We start from the raw sequence: 24,502 nt of genomic DNA, 5'->3' as shown, positions 1-24,502 counted from the left end.
TTATTACAGCAGAGAAGGGACGCTCTCGCGAACAGCAGCTGGCCATACTCCACACTGAACCTGGCCGATATGCGGCAGTTGCAGCAGCAGCATAGTCAAACGAGACTGGCCGATACCGCCGCCGATGGTCTGCGGCATTTCACCGCGCAGCAGCGCCTGATGCCATTCCAGCTGCAGACGATCTTCATCACCGGTCAGCGCCAGCTGATGCTTCAGCGTGTCGGCATCCACGCGGATCCCCATGGAAGAAAGCTCAAACGCATCTTCCAGTACCGGGTTCCACACCAGAATATCGCCGTTCAGGCCCGCATGGCCCAGCTCTGACGGGGTGCTCCAGTCATCATAATCCGGTGCGCGCACGTCGTGACGATGACCATCACTCAACTTGCCGCCAATCCCGACGAGGAATACCGCGCCAAGATCTTTCGCAATCGCCCGCTCACGCCCTTTGGCATCGAGATCCGGATAACGAGACAGTAACTCCTGGCTGTGTACGAAGTGAATCTGATCCGGCAGGAACGGTGCCAGGCCAAACTCTTCGTTAACCGCAGCTTCGGTTGCTTTAATTCCCGCCCAGATCGCCTCTACCGTGCTTTTCAGAGTCGAGAGTTGACGCTCACCGTCGCCCATTACGCGTTCCCAGTCCCACTGGTCAACATAGACCGAGTGCAACGGAGAAAGACGGTCTTCATCGGGGCGAAGGGCTTTCATGTGCGTGTACAGCCCTTCGCCCGCGCTGAAGTCGTGTTGCCCTAAGGTCTGACGTTTCCACTTCGCCAGTGAATGAACCACTTCGAACTGGGCATCAGGCAGAGCTTTCACTTTTACCTGCACCGCTTTTTCACAGCCCGACAAGTTATCCTGCGTGCCATCCCCCACACGGCTAAGAATCGGCGCCTGGACTTCGATCAGCCCCAGACGTTCTTCCAGTTGGCGAGAAAAGTGAGATTTCACGAAGCTAATTTGGCGTTGTTTGGCAATGTAAGCGGTTTTCATTTTTTATACTCCTGCGTCCTGTTGCTTATGATTAAGCAACAAAAACCGACACACATGCAATAATCATTCAATAAAAAGCCTAACACACTTTTGATTCATTAAAAAAGACGGCTAAAATAGAATGAATCATCAATCTGCATAAGAAAATCCTATGGAAAATTATCTGATCGACAATCTGGACCGTGGCATCCTGGAAGCATTAATGGGCAATGCGCGCACCGCTTACGCCGAACTGGCGAAACAATTTGGCGTCAGTCCGGGGACGATTCACGTTCGAGTAGAGAAAATGAAGCAGGCGGGGATCATTACCGGGGCGCGTATTGATGTCAGCCCGAAGCAGCTCGGTTATGACGTAGGCTGCTTTATCGGCATTATATTAAAGAGCGCCAAAGACTACCCTTCCGCGCTGGCAAAGCTGGAAAGCCTTGATGAAGTCACTGAAGCCTATTACACAACCGGCCACTACAGCATCTTTATAAAAGTTATGTGCCGTTCGATCGACGCTCTCCAGCATGTACTTATCAACAAGATCCAAACAATTGATGAAATTCAGTCCACCGAGACATTGATCGTCCTGCAAAACCCGATCATGCGTACCATCAAGCCCTGATCGGCTTTTTTAATCCCATACTTTTCCACAGGTAGATCCCAACGCGTTCACAGCGTACAATACGCCACTCTTAATAAAGGTGGCGGTTTATGGCAGATATCACTCTTATCAGCGGCAGCACCCTCGGCGGTGCCGAATATGTAGCAGAACACCTGGCTGAAAAGCTGGAAGAGGTGGGTTTTACCACCGAAACGCTGCACGGTCCGCTGTTGGAAGATTTATCTGCCTCGGGGATCTGGCTGGTTATCAGCTCCACCCACGGTGCCGGAGATATTCCGGACAACCTTTCTCCTTTCTATGAAGCATTGCAGGAACAGAAGCCCGATCTTTCTGCGGTCCGCTTTGGCACAATCGGTATTGGCAGTCGTGAATATGACACCTTTTGTGGGGCTATCGATAAACTCGAGGCAGAACTCAAAAATTCCGGTGCAAAACAGACAGGCGAAACACTGAAGATCAACATTCTTGATCACGACATTCCGGAAGATCCGGCAGAAGAATGGCTGGGATCGTGGATTAATTTACTCAAATAAGTATACAGATCGTGCGATCTACTGTGGATAACTCTGTCAGGAAGCTTGGATCAACCGGTAGCTATCCAAAGAACAACCGTTGTTCAGTTTTTGAGTTGTGTATAACCCCTCATTCTGATCCCAGCTTATACGGTCCAGGATCACCGATCATTCACAGTTAATGATCCTTTCCAGGTTGTTGATCTTAAAAATCGGATCCTTGTTATCCACAGGGCAGTGCGATCCTAATAAGAGATCACAATAGAACAGATCTCTAAATAAATAGATCTTCTTTTTAATACCCAGGATCCCAGGTCTTTCTCAAGCCGACAAAGTTGAGTAGAATCCACGGCCCGGGCTTCAATCCATTTTCATACCGCGTTATGCGAGGCAATCACCATGTTTTATCCGGATCCTTTTGACGTCATCATCATTGGCGGGGGTCATGCAGGCACTGAGGCCGCGATGGCTGCGGCGCGTATGGGTCAACAGACTCTGCTTTTGACACACAATATCGACACTCTGGGGCAGATGAGCTGCAACCCGGCGATCGGCGGTATTGGGAAGGGACATCTGGTAAAAGAAGTGGATGCACTCGGCGGTCTGATGGCGAAAGCGATCGATCAAGCGGGTATCCAGTTTAGGATACTAAACGCAAGCAAAGGACCGGCGGTTCGCGCTACCCGAGCTCAGGCGGATCGTGTGCGCTACCGTCAGGCGGTACGTACGGCGCTGGAGAACCAACCGAACCTGATGATCTTCCAGCAGGCGGTTGAAGATCTTATTGTCGAAAACGATCGCGTGGTCGGTGCTGTTACCCAAATGGGACTGAAGTTCCGTGCCAAAGCTGTGGTGCTCACCGTTGGGACGTTCCTCGACGGCAAAATTCATATCGGTCTGGATAATTACAGCGGTGGCCGTGCTGGCGATCCGCCATCCATTCCGCTCTCTCGCCGTTTGCGTGAACTGCCGCTGCGCGTTGGTCGTCTGAAAACCGGTACTCCGCCGCGTATTGATGCTCGAACCATCGACTTTAGCGTGCTGGCGCAACAGCATGGCGATAACCCAATGCCGGTATTCTCGTTTATGGGCAATGCGTCCCTGCATCCCCAGCAGGTGCCGTGTTATATCACTCATACCAACGAGAAAACCCATGATGTGATCCGCAGTAACCTCGATCGTAGCCCAATGTATGCAGGGGTGATCGAAGGTGTCGGCCCACGCTACTGCCCGTCGATCGAAGACAAAGTCATGCGCTTCGCAGACAGAAATCAGCATCAGATCTTCCTTGAACCGGAAGGACTGACCTCTAATGAAATTTATCCGAACGGTATCTCCACCAGCCTGCCGTTCGATGTGCAGATGCAAATCGTCCGCTCTATGCAGGGGATGGAAAACGCGAAGATCGTGCGTCCGGGTTATGCCATTGAGTATGACTTCTTCGATCCTCGCGACCTGAAACCGACGCTGGAGAGCAAGTTTATCCAGGGGCTGTTCTTTGCTGGTCAGATTAACGGCACTACCGGTTACGAAGAAGCCGCTGCGCAAGGTTTGCTGGCCGGTCTTAACGCTGCCCGTCTGTCTGCTGACAAAGAAGGTTGGGCTCCGGCACGTTCTCAGGCGTATCTCGGCGTACTGGTTGATGACCTGTGCACTTTAGGAACCAAAGAACCGTATCGTATGTTTACTTCGCGCGCAGAATATCGTCTGATGCTGCGCGAAGATAATGCGGATCTGCGTTTGACTGAAATCGGTCGTGAACTGGGCCTGGTGGATGACGAACGTTGGGCGCGCTTTAACGAGAAACTTGAGAATATCGAGCGTGAGCGTCAGCGTCTGAAATCGACCTGGGTAACCCCGTCGGCGGAAGCTGCAGCCGAAGTGAATGCTCACCTGACTGCGCCGCTTTCCCGTGAAGCCAGTGGTGAAGATCTGCTGCGTCGTCCGGAAATGACTTATGAAAAATTAACCACGCTGACGCCGTTTGCCCCTGCGTTGACAGACGAACAGGCGGCGGAACAGGTTGAGATTCAGGTTAAATACGAAGGTTATATCGCGCGCCAGCAAGATGAGATCGAAAAGCAGCTGCGTAACGAGAACACCCTGCTACCCGCGACACTGGATTACCGCCAGATATCCGGTCTTTCTAACGAAGTGATCGCCAAACTTAACGATCACAAACCGGCCTCTATCGGCCAGGCTTCGCGTATTTCTGGCGTCACGCCTGCGGCCATCTCCATTCTGCTGGTGTGGCTGAAAAAACAGGGTATGCTGCGTCGTAGCGCATAACGCATTAAAAATGCCTGGTAAGCACCCGCTTACCAGGCAACGCATCAAGAACAGGTAATCACCGTGCTCAACAAACTCTCCTTACTGCTGAAAGACGCAGGTATTTCGCTTACTGATCACCAGAAAAACCAGCTTATTGCCTACGTGAATATGCTGCATAAATGGAACAAAGCGTACAACCTGACTTCGGTCCGCGATCCTAATGAGATGCTGGTACGCCATATTCTCGATAGCATTGTGGTGGCACCGTATCTGCAAGGTGAACGGTTTATCGATGTCGGCTCCGGACCAGGACTGCCAGGCATTCCACTCTCTATCGTGCGTCCTGAAGCCCATTTCACTCTGTTGGATAGCCTTGGTAAACGCGTGCGTTTCCTTCGTCAGGTGCAACATGAGCTTAAACTGGAGAATATTGAACCAGTACAGAGCAGGGTAGAAGAGTTTCCTTCAGAGCCGCCATTTGATGGCGTAATTAGCCGCGCTTTTGCCTCTCTGAACGATATGGTGAGCTGGTGCCACCATCTTCCTGGTGAGCAAGGCCGTTTCTACGCGCTGAAAGGGCAAATGCCGGAAGATGAAATCGCTTTGTTGCCCGAAGAATATCAGGTCGAATCAGTGGTTAAACTTCAGGTTCCAGCCCTGGATGGCGAACGTCATCTGGTGGTGATTAAAGCAAATAAAATTTAATTTTTATCAAAAAAATCATAAAAAATTGACCGGTTAGACTGTTAACAACAACCAGGTTTTCTACTGATATAACTGGTTACATTTAACGCCACGTTCACTCTTTTGCATCAACAAGATAACGTGGCTTTTTTTGGTAAGCAGAAAATAAGTCATTAGTGAAAATATCAGTCTGCTAAAAATCGGCGCTAAGAACCATCATTGGCTGTTAAAACATTATTAAAAATGTCAATGAGTGGTTTTTGTTGTGTAAATGTTATTTATTAAAACAGTATCTGTTTTTAGACTGAAATATCATAAACTTGTAAAGGCATCATTTGCCAAGTAAATAAATATGCTGTGCGCGAACATGCGCAATATGTGATCTGAAGCACGCTTTATCACCAGTGTTTACGCGTTATTTACAGTTTTTCATGATCGAACAGGGGTAGCGGAAAAGTCGCAATTGTATGCACTGGAAAAATATTTAAACATTTATTCACCTTTTGGCTACTTATTGTTTGAAATCACGGGGGCGCACCGTATAATTTGACCGCTTTTTGATGCTTGACTCTAAGCCTTAAAGAAAGTTTTATACGACACGCGGCATACCTCGAAGGGAGCAGGAGTGAAAAACGTGATGTCTGTGTCGCTCGTGAGTCGAAACGTTGCTCGGAAGCTTCTGCTCGTTCAGTTACTGGTGGTGATAGCAAGTGGATTGCTGTTCAGCCTCAAAGACCCCTTCTGGGGCGTCTCTGCAATAAGCGGGGGCCTGGCAGTCTTTCTGCCTAACGTTTTGTTTATGATATTTGCCTGGCGTCACCAGGCGCATACACCAGCGAAAGGCCGGGTGGCTTGGACATTCGCATTTGGCGAAGCTTTCAAAGTTCTGGCGATGTTGGTGTTACTGGTGGTGGCGTTGGCGGTTTTAAAGGCGGTATTCTTGCCGCTGATCGTTACGTGGGTTTTGGTGCTGGTGGTTCAGATACTGGCACCGGCTGTAATTAACAACAAAGGGTAAAAGGCATCATGGCTTCAGAAAATATGACGCCGCAGGATTACATAGGACACCACCTGAATAACCTTCAGCTGGACCTGCGTACATTCTCGCTGGTGGATCCACAAAACCCCCCAGCCACCTTCTGGACAATCAATATTGACTCCATGTTCTTCTCGGTGGTGCTGGGTCTGTTGTTCCTGGTTTTATTCCGTAGCGTAGCCAAAAAGGCGACCAGCGGTGTGCCAGGTAAGTTTCAGACCGCGATTGAGCTGGTGATCGGCTTTGTTAATGGTAGCGTGAAAGACATGTACCATGGCAAAAGCAAGCTGATTGCTCCGCTGGCCCTGACGATCTTCGTCTGGGTATTCCTGATGAATCTGATGGATTTACTGCCTATCGACTTGCTGCCGTACATTGCTGAACATGTACTGGGTCTGCCTGCACTGCGTGTGGTTCCGTCTGCGGACGTGAACGTAACGCTGTCTATGGCACTGGGCGTATTTATCCTGATTCTGTTCTACAACATCAAAATGAAAGGCATCGGCGGCTTCACGAAAGAGTTGACGCTGCAGCCGTTCAATCACTGGGCGTTCATTCCTGTCAACTTAATCCTTGAAGGGGTAAGCCTGCTGTCCAAACCAGTTTCACTCGGTTTGCGACTGTTCGGTAACATGTATGCCGGTGAGCTGATTTTCATTCTGATTGCTGGTCTGTTGCCGTGGTGGTCACAGTGGATCCTGAATGTGCCGTGGGCCATTTTCCACATCCTGATCATTACGCTGCAAGCCTTCATCTTCATGGTTCTGACGATCGTCTATCTGTCGATGGCGTCTGAAGAACATTAATTTACCAACACTACTACGTTTTAACTGAAACAAACTGGAGACTGTCATGGAAAACCTGAATATGGATCTGCTGTACATGGCTGCCGCTGTGATGATGGGTCTGGCGGCAATCGGTGCTGCGATCGGTATCGGCATCCTCGGGGGTAAATTCCTGGAAGGCGCAGCGCGTCAACCTGATCTGATTCCTCTGCTGCGTACTCAGTTCTTTATCGTTATGGGTCTGGTGGATGCTATCCCGATGATCGCTGTAGGTCTGGGTCTGTACGTGATGTTCGCTGTCGCGTAGTAAGCGTTGCTTTTATTTAAAGAGCAATATCAGAACGTTAACTAAATAGAGGCATTGTGCTGTGAATCTTAACGCAACAATCCTCGGCCAGGCCATCGCGTTTGTCCTGTTCGTTCTGTTCTGCATGAAGTACGTATGGCCGCCATTAATGGCAGCCATCGAAAAACGTCAAAAAGAAATTGCTGACGGCCTTGCTTCCGCAGAACGAGCACATAAGGACCTTGACCTTGCAAAGGCCAGCGCGACCGACCAGCTGAAAAAAGCGAAAGCGGAAGCCCAGGTAATCATCGAGCAGGCGAACAAACGCCGCTCGCAGATTCTGGACGAAGCGAAAGCTGAGGCAGAACAGGAACGTACTAAAATCGTGGCCCAGGCGCAGGCAGAAATTGAAGCCGAGCGTAAACGTGCCCGTGAAGAGCTGCGTAAGCAAGTTGCTATCCTGGCTGTTGCTGGCGCCGAGAAGATCATCGAACGTTCCGTGGATGAAGCTGCTAACAGCGACATCGTGGATAAACTTGTCGCTGAACTGTAAGGAGGGAGGGGCTGATGTCTGAATTTATTACGGTAGCTCGCCCCTACGCCAAAGCAGCTTTTGACTTTGCCGTCGAACACCAAAGTGTAGAACGCTGGCAGGACATGCTGACGTTTGCCGCCGAGGTAACCAAAAACGAACAAATGGCAGAGCTTCTCTCTGGCGCGCTTGCGCCAGAAACGCTCGCCGAGTCGTTTATCGCAGTTTGTGGTGAGCAACTGGACGAAAACGGTCAGAACCTGATTCGGGTAATGGCTGAAAATGGTCGTCTTAACGCGCTCCCGGATGTTCTGGAGCAGTTTATTCACCTTCGTGCCGTGAGTGAGGCTACCGCTGAGGTAGACGTCATTTCCGCTGCCGCACTGAGTGAACAACAGCTCGCGAAAATTTCTGCTGCGATGGAAAAACGTCTGTCACGCAAAGTTAAGCTGAATTGCAAAATCGATAAGTCTGTAATGGCTGGCGTTATCATCCGATCGGGTGATATGGTCATTGATGGCAGCGTACGCGGTCGTCTTGAGCGCCTTGCAGACGTCTTGCAGTCTTAAGGGGACTGGAGCATGCAACTGAATTCCACCGAAATCAGCGAACTGATCAAGCAGCGCATTGCTCAGTTCAATGTTGTGAGTGAAGCTCACAACGAAGGTACTATTGTTTCTGTAAGTGACGGTGTTATCCGCATTCACGGCCTGGCCGATTGTATGCAGGGTGAAATGATCTCCCTGCCGGGTAACCGTTACGCTATCGCACTGAACCTCGAGCGCGACTCTGTAGGTGCGGTTGTTATGGGTCCGTACGCTGACCTTGCCGAAGGCATGAAAGTTAAGTGTACTGGCCGTATCCTGGAAGTTCCGGTTGGCCGTGGCCTGCTGGGCCGTGTGGTTAACACTCTGGGTGCACCAATCGACGGTAAAGGTCCGCTGGATCACGACGGCTTCTCTGCTGTAGAAGCAATCGCTCCGGGCGTTATCGAACGTCAGTCCGTAGATCAGCCGGTACAGACCGGTTATAAAGCCGTTGACTCCATGATCCCAATCGGTCGTGGTCAGCGTGAATTGATCATCGGTGACCGTCAGACAGGTAAAACCGCACTGGCTATCGATGCCATCATCAACCAGCGCGATTCCGGTATCAAATGTATCTATGTCGCTATCGGCCAGAAAGCGTCCACCATTTCTAACGTGGTACGTAAACTGGAAGAGCACGGCGCACTGGCTAACACCATCGTTGTGGTAGCAACCGCGTCTGAATCCGCTGCACTGCAATACCTGGCACCGTATGCCGGTTGCGCAATGGGCGAATACTTCCGTGACCGCGGTGAAGATGCGCTGATCATTTACGATGACCTGTCTAAACAGGCTGTTGCTTACCGTCAGATCTCCCTGCTGCTCCGTCGTCCGCCAGGACGTGAAGCATTCCCGGGCGACGTTTTCTACCTCCACTCTCGTCTGCTGGAGCGTGCTGCACGTGTTAACGCCGAATACGTTGAAGCCTTCACCAAAGGTGAAGTGAAAGGGAAAACCGGTTCTCTGACCGCACTGCCGATTATCGAAACTCAGGCGGGTGACGTTTCTGCGTTCGTTCCGACCAACGTAATCTCCATTACCGATGGTCAGATCTTCCTGGAAACCAACCTGTTCAACGCCGGTATTCGTCCTGCGGTTAACCCGGGTATTTCCGTATCCCGTGTTGGTGGTGCAGCACAGACCAAGATCATGAAAAAACTGTCCGGTGGTATCCGTACCGCTCTGGCACAGTATCGTGAACTGGCAGCGTTCTCTCAGTTTGCATCCGACCTTGACGATGCAACACGTAAGCAGCTTGACCACGGTCAGAAAGTGACCGAACTGCTGAAACAGAAACAGTATGCGCCGATGTCCGTTGCGCAGCAGTCTCTGGTTCTGTTCGCAGCAGAACGTGGTTACCTGGCGGATGTTGAACTGTCGAAAATTGGCAGCTTCGAAGCCGCTCTGCTGGCTTACGTCGACCGTGATCACGCTCCGTTGATGCAAGAGATCAACCAGACCGGTGGCTACAACGACGAAATCGAAGGCAAGCTGAAAGGCATCCTCGATTCCTTCAAAGCAACCCAATCCTGGTAACGTCTGGCGGCTTGCCTTAGGGCAGGCCGCAAGGCATTGAGGAGAAGCTCATGGCCGGCGCAAAAGAGATACGTAGTAAGATCGCAAGCGTCCAGAACACGCAAAAGATCACTAAAGCGATGGAGATGGTCGCCGCTTCCAAAATGCGTAAATCGCAGGATCGCATGGCGGCCAGCCGTCCTTATGCAGAAACCATGCGCAAAGTGATTGGTCACCTTGCACACGGTAATCTGGAATATAAGCACCCTTACCTGGAAGACCGCGACGTTAAACGCGTGGGCTACCTGGTGGTGTCGACCGACCGTGGTTTGTGCGGTGGTTTGAACATTAACCTGTTCAAAAAACTGCTGGCGGAAATGAAGACCTGGACCGACAAAGGCGTTCAATGCGACCTCGCAATGATCGGCTCGAAAGGCGTGTCGTTCTTCAACTCCGTGGGCGGCAATGTTGTTGCCCAGGTCACCGGCATGGGGGATAACCCTTCCCTGTCCGAACTGATCGGTCCGGTAAAAGTGATGTTGCAGGCCTACGACGAAGGCCGTCTGGACAAGCTTTACATTGTCAGCAACAAATTTATTAACACCATGTCTCAGGTTCCGACCATCAGCCAGCTGCTGCCGTTACCGGCATCAGATGATGATGATCTGAAACATAAATCCTGGGATTACCTGTACGAACCCGATCCGAAGGCGTTGCTGGATACCCTGCTGCGTCGTTATGTCGAATCTCAGGTTTATCAGGGCGTGGTTGAAAACCTGGCCAGCGAGCAGGCCGCCCGTATGGTGGCGATGAAAGCCGCGACCGACAATGGCGGCAGCCTGATTAAAGAGCTGCAGTTGGTATACAACAAAGCTCGTCAGGCCAGCATTACTCAGGAACTCACCGAGATCGTCTCGGGGGCCGCCGCGGTTTAAACAGGTTATTTCGTAGAGGATTTAAGATGGCTACTGGAAAGATTGTCCAGGTAATCGGCGCCGTAGTTGACGTCGAATTCCCTCAGGATGCCGTACCGCGCGTGTACGATGCTCTTGAGGTGCAAAATGGTAATGAGCGTCTGGTGCTGGAAGTTCAGCAGCAGCTCGGCGGCGGTATCGTGCGTACCATCGCAATGGGTTCCTCCGACGGTCTGCGTCGCGGTCTGGATGTAAAAGACCTCGAACACCCGATCGAAGTCCCGGTAGGTAAAGCGACTCTGGGCCGTATCATGAACGTACTGGGTGAACCGGTCGACATGAAAGGCGAGATCGGTGAAGAAGAGCGTTGGGCGATTCACCGCGCAGCACCTTCCTACGAAGAGCTGTCAAACTCTCAGGAACTGCTGGAAACCGGTATCAAAGTTATCGACCTGATGTGTCCGTTCGCTAAGGGCGGTAAAGTTGGTCTGTTCGGTGGTGCGGGTGTAGGTAAAACCGTAAACATGATGGAGCTCATTCGTAACATCGCGATCGAGCACTCCGGTTACTCTGTGTTTGCGGGCGTAGGTGAACGTACTCGTGAGGGTAACGACTTCTACCACGAAATGACCGACTCCAACGTTATCGACAAAGTATCCCTGGTGTATGGCCAGATGAACGAGCCGCCGGGAAACCGTCTGCGCGTTGCTCTGACCGGTCTGACCATGGCTGAGAAATTCCGTGACGAAGGTCGTGACGTTCTGCTGTTCGTTGACAACATCTATCGTTACACCCTGGCCGGTACGGAAGTATCCGCACTGCTGGGCCGTATGCCTTCAGCGGTAGGTTATCAGCCGACCCTGGCGGAAGAGATGGGCGTTCTGCAGGAACGTATCACCTCCACCAAAACTGGTTCTATCACCTCCGTACAGGCGGTATACGTACCTGCGGATGACTTGACTGACCCGTCTCCGGCAACCACCTTTGCGCACCTTGACGCAACCGTGGTACTGAGCCGTCAGATCGCGTCTCTGGGTATCTACCCGGCCGTTGACCCGCTGGACTCCACCAGCCGTCAGCTGGACCCGCTGGTGGTTGGTCAGGAACACTACGACACCGCGCGTGGCGTTCAGTCCATCCTGCAACGTTATCAGGAACTGAAAGACATCATCGCCATCCTGGGTATGGATGAACTGTCTGAAGAAGACAAACTGGTGGTAGCGCGTGCTCGTAAGATCCAGCGCTTCCTGTCCCAGCCGTTCTTCGTGGCAGAAGTATTCACCGGTTCTCCGGGTAAATACGTCTCCCTGAAAGACACCATCCGTGGCTTTAAAGGCATCATGGAAGGCGAATACGATCACCTGCCGGAGCAGGCGTTCTACATGGTCGGTTCCATCGAAGAAGCTGTGGAAAAAGCCAAAAAACTTTAACGCCTTAATCGGAGGGTGATATGGCAATGACTTACCACCTGGACGTCGTCAGCGCAGAGCAACAAATGTTCTCTGGTCTGGTCGAGAAAATCCAGGTAACGGGTAGCGAAGGTGAACTGGGGATCTACCCTGGCCACGCACCGCTGCTCACCGCCATTAAGCCTGGTATGATTCGCATCGTGAAACAGCACGGTCACGAAGAGTTTATCTATCTGTCTGGCGGCATTCTTGAAGTGCAGCCTGGCAACGTGACCGTTCTGGCCGACACCGCAATTCGCGGCCAGGATCTCGACGAAGCGCGAGCCATGGAAGCGAAACGTAAGGCTGAAGAGCACATTAGCAGCTCTCACGGCGACGTAGATTACGCTCAGGCGTCTGCGGAACTGGCCAAAGCGATCGCGCAGCTGCGCGTTATCGAGTTGACCAAAAAAGCGATGTAACACCGGCTTGAAAAGCACAAAAGCCAGTCTGGAAACAGGCTGGCTTTTTTTACGCGTTGACCCGTCCTGAAGAGCGTTCACATAGATCCTGCTGATATAAAACACCCCTGTTTTCCCGTTTATTCATTGATCGAAATAAGAGCAAAAACATCCACCTGACGCTTAAATGAAGGTACTGCCTTAATTTTCTGCAGATAAAAGGCGTGACGATGGTCGAAAATGGCACTTTCGTCAGCGGGGATAATCCGTTATTGAACAATTTATCCTCTGTCCATTTCACGATGAAAAAAATGTAGTTTTTTCAAGGTGAAGCGGTTTAAATTCGTTCTCAAATTACAGTCAGGACGCGTATGTTGAATAATGCTATGAGCGTAGTGATCCTTGCCGCAGGCAAAGGCACGCGCATGTATTCCGATCTTCCGAAAGTGCTGCATACCCTTGCCGGGAAAGCGATGGTTCAGCATGTCATTGATGCTGCGAATGAATTAGGCGCAGCGCACGTTCACCTGGTGTACGGTCACGGCGGCGATCTGCTTAAACAGGCGCTGAAAGACGACAACCTTAACTGGGTGCTTCAGGCAGAGCAGCTGGGTACGGGTCATGCAATGCAGCAGGCCGCACCTTTCTTTGCCGATGATGAAGACATTTTAATGCTCTACGGCGACGTGCCGCTGATCTCTGTCGAAACACTCCAGCGCCTGCGTGATGCTAAACCCCAGGGTGGCATTGGTCTGCTGACGGTGAAACTGGATGATCCGACCGGTTATGGACGTATCACCCGTGAAAATGGCAAAGTTACCGGCATTGTTGAGCACAAAGATGCCACCGACGAGCAGCGTCAGATTCAGGAGATCAACACCGGCATTCTGATTGCCAACGGCGCAGATATGAAACGCTGGCTGGCGAAGCTGACCAACAATAATGCTCAGGGCGAATACTACATCACCGACATTATTGCGCTGGCGTATCAGGAAGGGCGTGAAATCGTCGCCGTTCATCCGCAACGTTTAAGCGAAGTAGAAGGTGTGAATAACCGCCTGCAACTCTCCCGTCTGGAGCGCGTTTACCAGTCCGAACAGGCTGAAAAACTGCTGTTAGCAGGCGTTATGCTGCGCGATCCGGCGCGTTTTGATCTGCGCGGTACGCTTACTCACGGGCGCGATGTTGAAATTGATACTAACGTTATCATCGAGGGCAACGTGACTCTCGGTCATCGCGTGAAAATCGGCACCGGTTGCGTGATTAAAAACAGCGTGATTGGCGATGATTGCGAAATCAGTCCGTATACCGTTGTGGAAGACGCGAATCTGGCAGCGGCCTGTACTATTGGCCCGTTTGCCCGTCTGCGTCCTGGTGCTGAGTTGCTGGAAGGTGCACACGTTGGTAACTTCGTTGAGATGAAAAAAGCGCGTCTGGGTAAAGGCACGAAAGCCGGGCATCTGACTTACCTGGGCGATGCGGAAATTGGCGATAACGTTAACATCGGCGCGGGAACCATTACCTGCAACTACGATGGTGCGAATAAATTTAAGACCATTATCGGCGACGATGTGTTTGTCGGTTCCGACACTCAGCTGGTGGCCCCGGTAACAGTAGGCAAAGGCGCGACCATTGCTGCGGGTACAACTGTGACGCGTAATGTCGGCGAAAATGCATTAGCTATCAGCCGTGTGCCGCAGACTCAGAAAGAAGGCTGGCGTCGTCCGGTAAAGAAAAAGTAATTCTGGCCGGGTAATCCGGTCATCTGGGATGAGGAGATAACATAATCTCCCTCCCACAAGCAGTAACTATAAAAATAACCCCACTCTCTACAAGGCTCGGGGCGCCCGAAAAAACGGGCATACAGGTTGACCGACAACGATATAAATCGGAATCAAAAACTATGTGTGGAATTGTTGGCGCGATCGCGCAACGTGATGTAGCAGAAATCCTTCTTGAAGGTTTACGTCGTCTGGAATACCGCGGATATGACTCTGCCGGTCTGGCCGTTGTTGATGCGGAAGGTCATATGACTCGCCTGCGTCGCCTCGGTAAAGTCCAGATGCTGGCTCAGGCAGCGGAAGAACATCCTCTGCATGGCGGCACCGGTATTGCTCACACTCGCTGGGCGACCCACGGTGAACCTTCAGAAGCTAACGCGCATCCGCATGTTTCTGAACACATTGTGGTGGTGCATAATGGCATCATCGAAAACCATGAACCGCTGCGTGAAGAGTTAAAAGCGCGTGGCTATACCTTCGTTTCTGAAACCGACACCGAAGTGATTGCCCATCTGGTGAACTGGGAGCTGAAACAAGGCGGGACTCTGCGTGAGGCTGTTCTGCGTGCTATCCCGCAGCTGCGCGGTGCGTACGGTACAGTGATCATGGACTCCCGTCACCCGGATACCCTGCTAGCGGCACGTTCTGGTAGTCCGCTGGTGATTGGCCTGGGTATGGGCGAAAACTTTATCGCTTCTGACCAGCTGGCGCTGTTGCCGGTGACCCGTCGCTTTATCTTCCTTGAAGAGGGCGATATTGCGGAAATCACTCGCCGTTCGGTAAACATCTTCGATAAAACTGGCGCGGAAGTAAAACGTCAGGATATCGAATCCAATCTGCAATATGACGCGGGCGATAAAGGTATTTACCGTCACTACATGCAGAAAGAGATCTACGAACAGCCGAACGCGATAAAAAACACCCTTACCGGGCGCATCAGCCACGGTCAGGTTGATTTAAGCGAGCTGGGACCGAACGCCGACGAACTGCTGTCGAAGGTTGAGCATATTCAGATCCTCGCCTGTGGTACTTCTTATAACTCCGGTATGGTTTCCCGCTACTGGTTTGAATCGCTGGCAGGTATTCCGTGCGACGTCGAAATCGCCTCTGAATTCCGCTATCGTAAATCTGCCGTGCGTCGTAACAGCCTGATGATCACCTTGTCACAGTCTGGCGAAACCGCGGATACCCTGGCGGGCCTGCGTCTGTCGAAAGAGCTGGGTTACCTTGGTTCGCTGGCAATCTGTAACGTTCCGGGTTCTTCTCTGGTGCGCGAATCCGATCTGGCGCTGATGACCAACGCGGGTACGGAAATCGGCGTGGCGTCCACTAAAGCATTCACCACTCAGTTAACTGTGCTGTTGATGCTGGTGGCGAAGCTGTCTCGCCTGAAAGGTCTGGATGCCTCCATTGAACATGACATTGTGCATGGTCTGCAGGCGCTGCCGAGCCGTATTGAGCAGATGCTGTCTCAGGATAAACGCATTGAAGCTCTGGCAGAAGATTTCTCTGACAAACATCACGCGCTGTTCCTGGGCCGTGGCGATCAGTACCCAATCGCGCTGGAAGGCGCATTGAAGCTGAAAGAGATCTCTTACATTCACGCTGAAGCCTACGCTGCAGGCGAGCTGAAACACGGCCCGCTGGCGCTGATTGACGCGGATATGCCGGTTATCGTCGTTGCACCGAACAACGAACTGTTGGAAAAACTGAAATCCAACATTGAAGAAGTTCGCGCGCGTGGCGGTCAATTGTATGTCTTCGCCGATCAGGATGCGGGTTTTGTAAGTAGCGATAACATGCACATCATCGAGATGCCGCATGTGGAAGAGGTGATTGCACCGATCTTCTACACCGTTCCGCTGCAGCTGCTGGCTTACCATGTCGCGCTGATCAAAGGCACCGACGTTGACCAGCCGCGTAACCTGGCAAAATCGGTTACGGTTGAGTAATCACTATCATAGATAAAAAAGGGCTGCCGACCGGTGTAATGCCGATCAGTTAAGGATCAGTTGACCGATCCAGTGGCTGTGTAAGAATCCGGAAACGCTCACTTGTTTCCGGATTTTTTTATGCACATTGGACAGGCTCTTGATCTGGTATCCCGTTACGATTCTCTGCGTAACCCACTGACTTCTCTGGGGGATTACCTCGACCCCGAACTCATCTCTCGTTGCCTTGCCGAATCAGGTACTGTAACGCTACGCAAGCGCCGTCTTCCCCTCGAAATGATGGTCTGGTGTATTGTTGGCATGGCGCTTGAGCGTAAAGAACCTCTTCACCAGATTGTGAATCGCCTGGACATCATGCTGCCGGGCAATCGCCCCTTCGTTGCCCCCAGTGCCGTTATTCAGGCCCGCCAGCGCCTGGGAAGTGAGGCTGTCCGCCGCGTGTTCACGAAAACAGCGCAGCTCTGGCATAACGCCACGCCGCATCCGCACTGGTGCGGCCTGACCCTGCTGGCCATCGATGGTGTGTTCTGGCGCACACCGGATACACCAGAGAACGATGCAGCCTTCCCCCGCCAGACACATGCCGGGAACCCGGCGCTCTACCCGCAGGTCAAAATGGTCTGCCAGATGGAACTGACCAGCCATCTGCTGACGGCTGCAGCTTTCGGCACGATGAAGATCAGCGAAAATGAGCTTGCTGAGCAACTTATAGAACAAACCGGCGATAACACTCTGACGTTAATGGATAAAGGTTATTACTCACTGGGACTGTTAAATGGCTGGAGCCTGGCGGGAGAACACCGCCACTGGATGATACCTCTCAGAAAGGGAGCGCAATATGAAGAGCTCAGAAAACTGGGTAAAGGCGATCATCTGGTGAAGCTGAAAACCAGCCCGCAGGCACGAAAAAAGTGGCCGGGACTGGGAAATGAAGTGACAGCCCGCCTGCTGACCGTGACGCGCAAAGGAAAAGTCTGCCATCTGCTGACGTCGATGACGGACGCCATGCGCTTCCCCGGAGGAGAAATGGCGGATCTGTACAGTCATCGCTGGGAAATCGAACTGGGATACAGGGAGATAAAACAGACGATGCAACTGAGCAGGCTGACGCTGAGAAGTAAAAAGCCGGAGCTTGTGAAGCAAGAGCTGTGGGGTGTCTTACTGGCTTATAATCTGGTGAGATATCAGATGATTAAAATGGCGGAACATCTGAAAGGTTACTGCCCGAATCAACTGAGTTTCTCAGAATCATGCGGAATGGTGATGAGAATGCTGATGACATTGCAGGGCGCTTCACCGGGACGTATACCGGAGCTGATGCGCGATCTTGCAAGTATGGGACAACTTGTGAAATTACCGACGAGAAGGGGAAGGGCCTTCCCGAGAGTGGTAAAGGAGAGGCCCTGGAAATACCCCACAGCCCCGAAAAAGAGCCAGTCAGTTGCTTAACTGACTGGCATTACTGCCGACCGGTGGCCCTTTTTTATAACTGACATCAATAAATTCATCTATCTTTCTATATAAATATATTCTGAATTATCATTAATGTCTGATAACAAACTTGATTTTTTACTGTTTAAATAATATTTAAACAATAAATCTATATTTTATTTTTGCGTAATTAATATTATTTTTAGATAAAGCCGTCTCTTTGGTGTACTATTCCTTTGAATCAAAAACACACTTATTAATATAAGTGATGATTCATGGTAAAGGATATATTATATCAATGGAGTTTTTATGAAGCGTAATATTATAGGCGGTGCATTCACTCTGGCATCTCTAATGCTGGCCGGGCATGCACTGGCAGAAGATGGTGTTGTTAACTTCGTCGGTGAAATTGTCGACACTACTTGTGAAGTTACCTCCGATACAGCCGATCAAATTGTCCCACTGGGTAAAGTCAGTAAAAATGCATTTTCAGGTGTAGGTAGTCTGGCGTCGCCACAGAAGTTCAGTATTAAACTTGAAAATTGCCCGGCAACGTACACTCAAGCAGCCGTTCGTTTTGATGGTACAGAAGCGCCTGGCGGCGACGGCGACCTGAAAGTGGGTACGCCGCTTACAGCAGGCAACCCTGGTGATTTTACCGGTACAGGACAAGCGATTGCGGCAACCGGCGTTGGTATTCGTATTTTTAACCAGTCCGATAATTCGCAGGTTAAACTTTATAACGACTCTGCTTATACCGCTATCGATGCTGAAGGCAAGGCTGAAATGAAGTTTATTGCACGCTATGTGGCAACCAATGCGACCGTAACGGCTGGTACGGCGAACGCTGATTCACAATTTACTGTCGAATATAAGAAATAATTTATCAAGGGCCTTTTTATTCAGTTGGCTTTGGCCAGGGAGTCGTTATGTCCAGAAAAAGTTGTTTAATCAGGCTCTTTAAAACAACAGTTTAATGTAAGTTATTTACCGCGATTATACTCAGCGTTTTTTTAGGCCAACCAGCATTAACTTATGCAGGCGTTGTCATTGGTAGTACGCGGGTGGTTTACTTAAGTAATAATGCTGATAAATCTATTTCTGTATTTAGCAAAGAAGAAAAAATACCTTATCTCATCCAGGCTTGGGTAGATCCATTTAATAAAGAGGATAAAAGCAAAGCGCCGTTTACCGTTATTCCGCCAGTATCACGATTAGAACCTTCGCAAGAAAAAATATTACGCATTATTCACACCAAAGGTGTGTCATTGCCTGATGATCGCGAGTCAGTCTTCTGGCTGAATATTAAAAATATTCCGCCATCAGCGAGCAACAAAGCGACGAACTCGCTGGAAATAGCAGTAAAAACGCGTATCAAGCTGTTCTGGCGACCAGCAAATATCCGCCTTATTCCCGAAGATGCTGCGCCGAAAGTGAAATGGCGCCGGGAAGGGCGAAATCTGATAGCAGAGAATCCCAACCCAATTCATATCAGTGTGATGGATGTCATCGTTGATGGCCATGATGTGCCCCTCAATATGATCCGTCCTTTTGAAACGCTCACGTTACCTTTACCTGCTAATTCTGCGGGAGGCCAAATGACCTGGCGATTTATTAATGATTACGGCGCAGTCAGTGGATTTGCCCCTATATTTCCAGACATCTGTTATCACTTAACCCATTACAAGCCCGCTGCCGCAGATATTCCCGTGGCGAGCGATAACCCAGCGCACTATGCGGATGCCATTCGTTATAATGCTCGAACGCCTCTGCAAGGTTCTTTGCTGCCGTTAACCCGTCTGGTTTGGGCATGATACTGATGTAGTCACGCTTTATCGTTTTCACGAAGCTCTCTGCTATTCCGTTACTCTCCGGACTACGCACCGCCGTGTTCTTCGGTTCAAGTCCCAACATCCGGGCGAACTGGCGTGTTTCATTAGCCCGGTAGCATGAACCATTATCCGTCAGCCACTCCACTGGAGACGACGGAAGATCGTTGCTGAAGCGGCGTTCCACCGCTCCCAGCATGACGTCCTGTACTGTTTCACTGTTGAAGCCACCGGTAGTCACCGCCCAGTGCAGTGCCTCACGATCACAGCAGTCCAGCGCGAACGTGACACGCAGTCTCTCTCCGTTATCACAGCAGAACTCGAACCCGTCAGAGCACCATCGCTGATTGCTTTCTTTCACGGCCACTCTGCCTGTATGTGCCCGTTTCGATGGCGGTACAGCAGGTTTTCGCTCAAGCAACAGCGCATTCTGGCGCATGAGCCGGTAAACACGTTCGGCATTGATCGCAGGCATACCATCAAGTTCTGCCTGTATGCGAAGCAGCGCCCATACCCGACGATAACCATACGTGGGCAGCTCTCCGATAACATGGTGTATACGGAGAAGCACATCGGTATCATCAGTGTGACGACTGCGGCGGCCATCCATCCAGTCATCGGTTCGTCTGAGAATGACGTGCAACTGCGCACGCGATACCCGGAGACAACGGCTGACTAAGCTTACTCCCCATCCCCGGGCAATAAGGGCGCGTGCGCTATCCACTTTTTTGCCCGTCCATATTCAACGGCTTCTTTGAGGAGTTCATTTTCCATCGTTTTCTTGCCGAGCAGGCGCTGGAGTTCTTTAATCTGCTTCATGGCGGCAGCAAGTTCAGAGGCAGGAACAACCTGTTCTCCGGCGGCCACAGCAGTAAGACTTCCTTCCTGGTATTGCTTACGCCAGAGAAATAACTGGCTGGCTGCTACACCATGTTGCCGGGCAACGAGGGAGACCGTCATCCCCGGTTCAAAGCTCTGCTGAACAATTGCGATCTTTTCCTGTGTGGTACGCCGTCTGCGTTTCTCCGGCCCTAAGACATCAATCATCTGTTCTCCAATGACTAGTCTAAAAACTAGTATTAAGACTATCACTTATTTAAGTGATACTGGTTGTCTGGAGATTCAGGGGGCCAGTCTACTCATACGGCATGATGATTTATAAAAATGATAAAACATTTCGTAATCTTGAAATATTCGGAGACAGCGGCTCTGGAGCATACTTATATGATAACAAACTAGAAAAATGGGTATTAGTCGGAACAACCCATGGTATTGCCAGCGTTAATGGTGACCAACTGACATGGATAACAAAATACAATGATAAACTGGTTAGTGAGTTAAAAGATACCTATAGTCATAAAATAAATCTGAATGGCAATAATGTAACCATTAAAAACACAGATATAACATTACACCAAAACAATGCAGATACCACTGGTACTCAAGAAAAAATAACTAAAGACAAAGATATTGTGTTCACAAATGGGGGAAATGTTCTGTTTAAGGATAATTTGGATTTTGGTAGCGGTGGTATTATCTTTGACGAAGGCCATGAATATAACATAAACGGTCAGAGATTTACATTTAAAGGAGCAGGAATTGATATCGGAAAAGAAAGCATTGTAAACTGGAATGCATTGTATTCCAGTGATGATGTTTTACACAAAATAGGCCCCGGTACTCTGAATGTTCAAAAAAAACAGGGGGCAAATATAAAGATAGGTGAAGGAAATGTTATTCTTAATGAAGAAGGAACATTTAACAATATATACCTTGCAAGCGGAAATGGTAAGGTAATACTAAATAAAGATAATTCCCTTGGCAATGATCAATATGCGGGGATATTTTTTACTAAACGTGGTGGCACGCTAGATTTAAATGGACACAATCAGACTTTTACTAGAATTGCCGCCACTGACGATGGAACAACAATAACTAACTCAGATACAAAGAAAGAAGCCGTTCTGGCAATCAATAACGAAGACTCCTACATATATCATGGGAACATAAATGGCAATATAAAACTAACGCACAATATTAATTCTCAGGATAAGAAAACTAATGCAAAATTAATTCTGGATGGTAGTGTCAACACAAAAAATGATGTTGAAGTCAGTAATGCCAGTCTTACCATGTAAGGCCATGCAACAGAGCATGCAATATTCAGAAGCACAGCGAGTCATTGCTCCCTGGTATTTCTTTGTGGAACGGACTGGGTCACCGTTTTGAAAGAAACAGAGAGTTCATATAATAAAAAGTTCAATTCTGATTACAAAAGTAATAATCAGCAGACCTCATTTGATCAGCCTGACTGGAAAACCGGGGTGTTTAAATTTGATACATTACACCTGAACAATGCTGACTTTTCAATATCACGCAATGCCAATGTTGAAGGAAATATATCAGCAAATAAATCAGCTATCACAATCGGCGATAAAAATGCTTACATTGATAATCTTGCAGGGAAAAATATTACTAATAATGGTTTTGACTTCAAACAAACTATCAGTACTAATCTATCCATAGGAGAAACTAAATTTACAGGTGGCATCACTGCACATAACAGCCAAATAGCCATAGGTGATCAAGCTGTAGTTACACTTAATGGTGCAACCTTTCTGAATAATACTCCTATAAGTATAGATAAAGGAGCAAAAGTTATAGCACAAAATTCCATGTTCACAACAAAAGGTATTGATATCTCCGGTGAACTGACTATGATGGGAATCCCTGAACAGAATAGTAAAACTGTAACGCCGGGTCTCCACTACGCTGCTGATGGATTCAGGCTGAGTGGTGGAAATGCAAATTTCATTGCCAGAAATATGGCATCTGTCACCGGAAATATTTATGCTGATGATGCAGCAACCATTACTCTGGGACAGCCTGAAACTGAAACACCGACTATATCGTCTGCTTATCAGGCATGGGCAGAGACTCTTTTGTATGGCTTTGATACCGCCTATCGAGGCGCAATAACAGCCCCCAAAGCTACAGTTAGCATGAATAATGCGATCTGGCATCTAAATAGCCAGTCATCAATTAATCGTCTAGAAACAAAAGACAGTATGGTGCGTTTTACTGGTGACAATGGGAAGTTTACAACCCTTACAGTGGACAACCTTACTATAGATGACAGTGCATTTGTGCTGCGTGCAAATCTGGCCCAAGCAGATCAGTGAGGTGTACTGGCAATAGCGGACACTACCATTTGTTCTTTTTTTAAGCAGCCATCTGATGATATTTTTCCCTGAAGGCTGCCGGGGAGATATTCCCCAGACGAGAGTGACGACGCTGACGATTGTAGAAAATCTCAATGTATTCCCGTATTACTGAGATGGCTTCATCCCGGTTATTAAAACGATAGTGGCTCAGGCTCTCATTTTTCAGCGTTCCCCAGAAGCTTTCCATAGGAGCGTTGTCGTAACAGTTACCTTTACGCGACATTGATGTTTTCAGACCAAACTGCTCCTGTATGACCCGGTAATCGTATGCGCAGTACTGTGAACCTCGATCAGAGTGGTGGATTAGCCCGGCAGGTGGGCGCTGGCTCCTGAGCGCCATAAACAGGGCTTTACCTGTCAGCTCTTTTGTCATGCGCTCTCCCATGGCGTAGCCGACAATTTCGCACGTATAAACATCTTTGATGCCAGCGAGGTACAACCATCCCTCCTGTGTGGCAACATACGTCAGGTCCGCCACCCAGACCTGATTTGGTGCTGTAGGAGCGAACGTCTGGTTCAGCAGATTTGGCGCAACTGGCAGATTGTGGTTCGGGTTCGTAGTTGCTCTGAACTTGCGTTTCTGCTTACAGCGTAGCCTCAGCTCCTTACGAAGACGTGCCAGTCGGTCACGACCAACGATGATGCCATTCTCTGCCAGCTCCGTCTGGAGCCGCCGGGTTCCATATGTTTCGCGAGTGCGGATATGTGCCACCTTAATCTCCGGTTTTAGCCGCTCATCACTTTGTTTTCTGTCTGAGGGTTCATGCTGTACCCAGTTGTAATAACCGCTCCTGGATACACCAAATACCTGACACATCGCTTCAATGGGAAATTGTTGTCGCCATTGTTCGATTAACGCGTATTTTTCAGCGACTCCTGTGCAAAATACGCTGTTGCTTTTTTTAATATATCTCGCTCAAGGCGAGCTTCATTTAACGCCTTACGCAGTTGCAGAATTTCAGATTCCAGTTCAGCCAGCGTGCGGGAACCAGGAGTACCGAGCCCTTTTCTGGCGGCGGTAACCCATTGTCCTAAAGTGCCTTCAGGAAGAGATAATCGGGAAGCGCCTTCACTGATCGAAAGTTGATTTTCAAGAACCGTTCTGACAGCTTCGGCTTTGAACTCTTTAGAGTAACGTTGGGTTTTTCTGCTCATTATTAGCTCCTTCTGATGCCATTCTATTTCAGGAAGGAGTGTCCGTTAAACTCAGGCTACCTCATATAGCGGTAAGGTCGCTGCGGTTTAAAAAACGAAACGCTATCGATAAGAATAAAAAGGAATAAAAGTGGAATATAAAGTCTGGCACTTCTTACTGACCACGCAAGCGCGTTTCGTACAGCATGATGAGAGCGATGAAAGCAAACTACACTTATGCTTCATTCGATACACATTTGTAAAAGGTTGAATCCATGAAACCAACGACACTACTGCTTATTTTCACTTTTTTCGCTATGCCAGGCATCGTATACGCCGAGTCGCCTTTTAGCTCACTGCAGTCCGCAAAAGAGAAAACCACGGTATTACAAGATTTACGTAAAATTTGCACGCCACATGCGTCATTATCAGATGAAGCGTGGGAAAAGTTAATGTTGTCAGATGAAAACAATAAACAACATATACGCGAGGCCATCGTGGCGATGGAACGTAATAATCAGAGCAATTATTGGGAAGCGTTGGGTAAGGTAGAATGCCCGGATATGTAAGAACA

Annotated in this window: 24 protein-coding genes and 3 other annotated features; of the genes, 19 read left to right on the top strand and 5 right to left on the bottom strand. The window is 49.6% G+C overall.

Annotated elements, in window-relative coordinates:
- Positions 1 to 3: 3 nt before the first annotated feature.
- Entirely contained in the window at positions 4 to 996 is a 993-nt protein-coding gene (gene asnA, locus SF3824; RefSeq protein ID NP_709557.1) for an asparagine synthetase AsnA, read from the bottom strand.
- A 151-nt stretch (positions 997 to 1,147) separates the two neighbouring features.
- Here asnA and asnC point away from each other — a divergent pair, with 151 nt between their 5' ends.
- The 17 genes from asnC to lpfA all read left to right on the top strand — a co-directional run bounded on the left by asnC (position 1,148) and on the right by lpfA (position 18,623).
- Positions 1,148 to 1,606 carry a DNA-binding transcriptional regulator AsnC gene (gene asnC, locus SF3823; protein NP_709556.1) on the top strand — a complete coding sequence of 153 codons (459 nt, stop codon included), beginning with the start codon at positions 1,148 to 1,150 and terminating at the stop codon, positions 1,604 to 1,606.
- A gap of 89 nt (positions 1,607 to 1,695) precedes the next feature.
- Positions 1,696 to 2,139 (top strand): FMN-binding protein MioC, encoded by a 444-nt coding sequence (gene mioC / locus SF3822; protein NP_709555.1) that lies wholly within the window; start codon positions 1,696 to 1,698, stop codon positions 2,137 to 2,139.
- A 378-nt stretch (positions 2,140 to 2,517) separates the two neighbouring features.
- On the top strand, positions 2,518 to 4,407 hold the full coding sequence (gene gidA / locus SF3821; RefSeq protein NP_709554.1) for a tRNA uridine 5-carboxymethylaminomethyl modification protein GidA: 1,890 nt from the start codon (positions 2,518 to 2,520) through the stop codon (positions 4,405 to 4,407).
- 63 nt (positions 4,408 to 4,470) lie between these two features.
- Complete coding sequence (gene gidB / locus SF3820; RefSeq protein ID NP_709553.1) at positions 4,471 to 5,094, top strand: 16S rRNA methyltransferase GidB; 624 nt, start codon at positions 4,471 to 4,473, stop codon at positions 5,092 to 5,094.
- Between the two features lie 604 nt (positions 5,095 to 5,698).
- Positions 5,699 to 6,091, top strand: a complete 393-nt coding sequence (gene atpI / locus SF3819) for a membrane-bound ATP synthase (RefSeq protein ID NP_709552.3) — start codon at positions 5,699 to 5,701, stop codon at positions 6,089 to 6,091.
- A gap of 8 nt (positions 6,092 to 6,099) precedes the next feature.
- Positions 6,100 to 6,915 carry an ATP synthase F0F1 subunit A gene (gene atpB / locus SF3818; protein ID NP_709551.1) on the top strand — a complete coding sequence of 272 codons (816 nt, stop codon included), beginning with the start codon at positions 6,100 to 6,102 and terminating at the stop codon, positions 6,913 to 6,915.
- Between the two features lie 46 nt (positions 6,916 to 6,961).
- On the top strand, positions 6,962 to 7,201 hold the full coding sequence (atpE, locus tag SF3817; protein NP_709550.1) for an ATP synthase F0F1 subunit C: 240 nt from the start codon (positions 6,962 to 6,964) through the stop codon (positions 7,199 to 7,201).
- 61 nt (positions 7,202 to 7,262) lie between these two features.
- Entirely contained in the window at positions 7,263 to 7,733 is a 471-nt protein-coding gene (gene atpF, locus SF3816; RefSeq protein NP_709549.1) for an ATP synthase F0F1 subunit B, read from the top strand.
- 14 nt (positions 7,734 to 7,747) lie between these two features.
- The gene (gene atpH / locus SF3815; protein ID NP_709548.1) at positions 7,748 to 8,281 is read left to right on the top strand and encodes an ATP synthase F0F1 subunit delta; all 534 of its coding nucleotides are present in this window, start codon (positions 7,748 to 7,750) and stop codon (positions 8,279 to 8,281) included.
- Positions 8,282 to 8,293: 12 nt separating this feature from the next.
- A complete protein-coding gene (atpA, locus tag SF3814; protein ID NP_709547.1) occupies positions 8,294 to 9,835 on the top strand; it encodes an ATP synthase F0F1 subunit alpha in 1,542 nt (513 codons plus the stop codon).
- Positions 9,836 to 9,885: 50 nt separating this feature from the next.
- Positions 9,886 to 10,749, top strand: a complete 864-nt coding sequence (gene atpG, locus SF3813; RefSeq protein ID NP_709546.1) for an ATP synthase F0F1 subunit gamma — start codon at positions 9,886 to 9,888, stop codon at positions 10,747 to 10,749.
- 26 nt (positions 10,750 to 10,775) lie between these two features.
- Positions 10,776 to 12,158 carry an ATP synthase F0F1 subunit beta gene (atpD, locus tag SF3812; RefSeq protein ID NP_709545.1) on the top strand — a complete coding sequence of 461 codons (1,383 nt, stop codon included), beginning with the start codon at positions 10,776 to 10,778 and terminating at the stop codon, positions 12,156 to 12,158.
- A gap of 26 nt (positions 12,159 to 12,184) precedes the next feature.
- A complete protein-coding gene (atpC, locus tag SF3811; RefSeq protein ID NP_709544.2) occupies positions 12,185 to 12,598 on the top strand; it encodes an ATP synthase F0F1 subunit epsilon in 414 nt (137 codons plus the stop codon).
- A gap of 350 nt (positions 12,599 to 12,948) precedes the next feature.
- Entirely contained in the window at positions 12,949 to 14,319 is a 1,371-nt protein-coding gene (gene glmU / locus SF3810) for a bifunctional N-acetylglucosamine-1-phosphate uridyltransferase/glucosamine-1-phosphate acetyltransferase (RefSeq protein NP_709543.1), read from the top strand.
- A 161-nt stretch (positions 14,320 to 14,480) separates the two neighbouring features.
- Positions 14,481 to 16,310, top strand: coding sequence for a glucosamine--fructose-6-phosphate aminotransferase (glmS, locus tag SF3809; protein ID NP_709542.1), 1,830 nt, complete (start codon positions 14,481 to 14,483; stop codon positions 16,308 to 16,310).
- Positions 16,311 to 16,345: 35 nt separating this feature from the next.
- Positions 16,346 to 17,773 (top strand) — a mobile genetic element.
- Entirely contained in the window at positions 16,413 to 17,759 is a 1,347-nt protein-coding gene (locus SF3808) for an insertion sequence IS4 transposase InsG (protein ID NP_709541.1), read from the top strand. It overlaps the preceding feature by 1,347 nt.
- 277 nt (positions 17,774 to 18,050) lie before the next feature.
- Positions 18,051 to 18,623 (top strand): fimbrial protein, encoded by a 573-nt coding sequence (lpfA, locus tag SF3807; RefSeq protein NP_709540.1) that lies wholly within the window; start codon positions 18,051 to 18,053, stop codon positions 18,621 to 18,623.
- A gap of 754 nt (positions 18,624 to 19,377) precedes the next feature.
- Positions 19,378 to 20,708: a mobile genetic element, on the bottom strand.
- Here lpfA and SF3806 read toward each other — a convergent pair.
- Positions 19,389 to 20,294 carry an IS2 transposase TnpB gene (locus SF3806; protein NP_709539.1) on the bottom strand — a complete coding sequence of 302 codons (906 nt, stop codon included), beginning with the start codon at positions 20,292 to 20,294 and terminating at the stop codon, positions 19,389 to 19,391. (Overlaps the previous feature by 906 nt.)
- The gene (locus SF3805; protein ID NP_709538.3) at positions 20,252 to 20,662 is read right to left on the bottom strand and encodes an IS2 repressor TnpA; all 411 of its coding nucleotides are present in this window, start codon (positions 20,660 to 20,662) and stop codon (positions 20,252 to 20,254) included. Its footprint lies within the feature at positions 19,378 to 20,708. The genes SF3806 and SF3805 overlap by 43 nt, the downstream gene beginning before the upstream one ends.
- Positions 20,709 to 20,718: 10 nt before the next feature.
- On the opposite strand from SF3805, the gene SF3804 reads away from it, so the two are divergent.
- Positions 20,719 to 21,708, top strand: a complete 990-nt coding sequence (locus SF3804) for a serine protease-like protein (RefSeq protein ID NP_709537.1) — start codon at positions 20,719 to 20,721, stop codon at positions 21,706 to 21,708.
- Positions 21,709 to 22,749: 1,041 nt separating this feature from the next.
- Positions 22,750 to 24,013: a mobile genetic element, on the bottom strand.
- Here SF3804 and SF3802 read toward each other — a convergent pair.
- Both SF3802 and SF3801 read right to left on the bottom strand, forming a co-directional pair.
- A complete protein-coding gene (locus SF3802) occupies positions 22,793 to 23,611 on the bottom strand; it encodes an insertion sequence element IS600 protein (protein ID NP_709535.1) in 819 nt (272 codons plus the stop codon). (Overlaps the previous feature by 819 nt.)
- Positions 23,647 to 23,949, bottom strand: coding sequence for an insertion sequence element IS600 transposase (locus tag SF3801; protein ID NP_709534.1), 303 nt, complete (start codon positions 23,947 to 23,949; stop codon positions 23,647 to 23,649). It lies within the feature at positions 22,750 to 24,013.
- 190 nt (positions 24,014 to 24,203) lie before the next feature.
- On the opposite strand from SF3801, the gene SF3800 reads away from it, so the two are divergent.
- Positions 24,204 to 24,497: a transporter gene (locus tag SF3800; RefSeq protein ID NP_709533.1), complete on the top strand. Its 294-nt coding sequence runs from the start codon at positions 24,204 to 24,206 to the stop codon at positions 24,495 to 24,497.
- Positions 24,498 to 24,502: the final 5 nt, after the last annotated feature.

This window comes from Shigella flexneri 2a str. 301 (assembly GCF_000006925.2).
Classification (GTDB): domain Bacteria; phylum Pseudomonadota; class Gammaproteobacteria; order Enterobacterales; family Enterobacteriaceae; genus ECMA0423.
The sequence above is the reverse complement of the archived record's forward strand: the minus strand, read 5'-3'. Positions and strand labels throughout refer to the sequence as shown.

Coding starts and splice junctions, on each gene's coding strand:
- asnA (NP_709557.1), bottom strand. CDS start 996: ATGAAAACCGCTTACATTGCCAAACAACGCCAAATTAGCTTCGTGAAA.
- asnC (NP_709556.1), top strand. CDS start 1,148: ATGGAAAATTATCTGATCGACAATCTGGACCGTGGCATCCTGGAAGCA.
- mioC (NP_709555.1), top strand. CDS start 1,696: ATGGCAGATATCACTCTTATCAGCGGCAGCACCCTCGGCGGTGCCGAA.
- gidA (NP_709554.1), top strand. CDS start 2,518: ATGTTTTATCCGGATCCTTTTGACGTCATCATCATTGGCGGGGGTCAT.
- atpB (NP_709551.1), top strand. CDS start 6,100: ATGGCTTCAGAAAATATGACGCCGCAGGATTACATAGGACACCACCTG.
- atpE (NP_709550.1), top strand. CDS start 6,962: ATGGAAAACCTGAATATGGATCTGCTGTACATGGCTGCCGCTGTGATG.
- atpH (NP_709548.1), top strand. CDS start 7,748: ATGTCTGAATTTATTACGGTAGCTCGCCCCTACGCCAAAGCAGCTTTT.
- atpA (NP_709547.1), top strand. CDS start 8,294: ATGCAACTGAATTCCACCGAAATCAGCGAACTGATCAAGCAGCGCATT.
- atpG (NP_709546.1), top strand. CDS start 9,886: ATGGCCGGCGCAAAAGAGATACGTAGTAAGATCGCAAGCGTCCAGAAC.
- atpD (NP_709545.1), top strand. CDS start 10,776: ATGGCTACTGGAAAGATTGTCCAGGTAATCGGCGCCGTAGTTGACGTC.
- atpC (NP_709544.2), top strand. CDS start 12,185: ATGACTTACCACCTGGACGTCGTCAGCGCAGAGCAACAAATGTTCTCT.
- glmU (NP_709543.1), top strand. CDS start 12,949: ATGTTGAATAATGCTATGAGCGTAGTGATCCTTGCCGCAGGCAAAGGC.
- glmS (NP_709542.1), top strand. CDS start 14,481: ATGTGTGGAATTGTTGGCGCGATCGCGCAACGTGATGTAGCAGAAATC.
- lpfA (NP_709540.1), top strand. CDS start 18,051: ATGAAGCGTAATATTATAGGCGGTGCATTCACTCTGGCATCTCTAATG.
- SF3804 (NP_709537.1), top strand. CDS start 20,719: ATGATGATTTATAAAAATGATAAAACATTTCGTAATCTTGAAATATTC.
- SF3802 (NP_709535.1), bottom strand. CDS start 23,611: ATGTGTCAGGTATTTGGTGTATCCAGGAGCGGTTATTACAACTGGGTA.
- SF3801 (NP_709534.1), bottom strand. CDS start 23,949: ATGAGCAGAAAAACCCAACGTTACTCTAAAGAGTTCAAAGCCGAAGCT.
- SF3800 (NP_709533.1), top strand. CDS start 24,204: ATGAAACCAACGACACTACTGCTTATTTTCACTTTTTTCGCTATGCCA.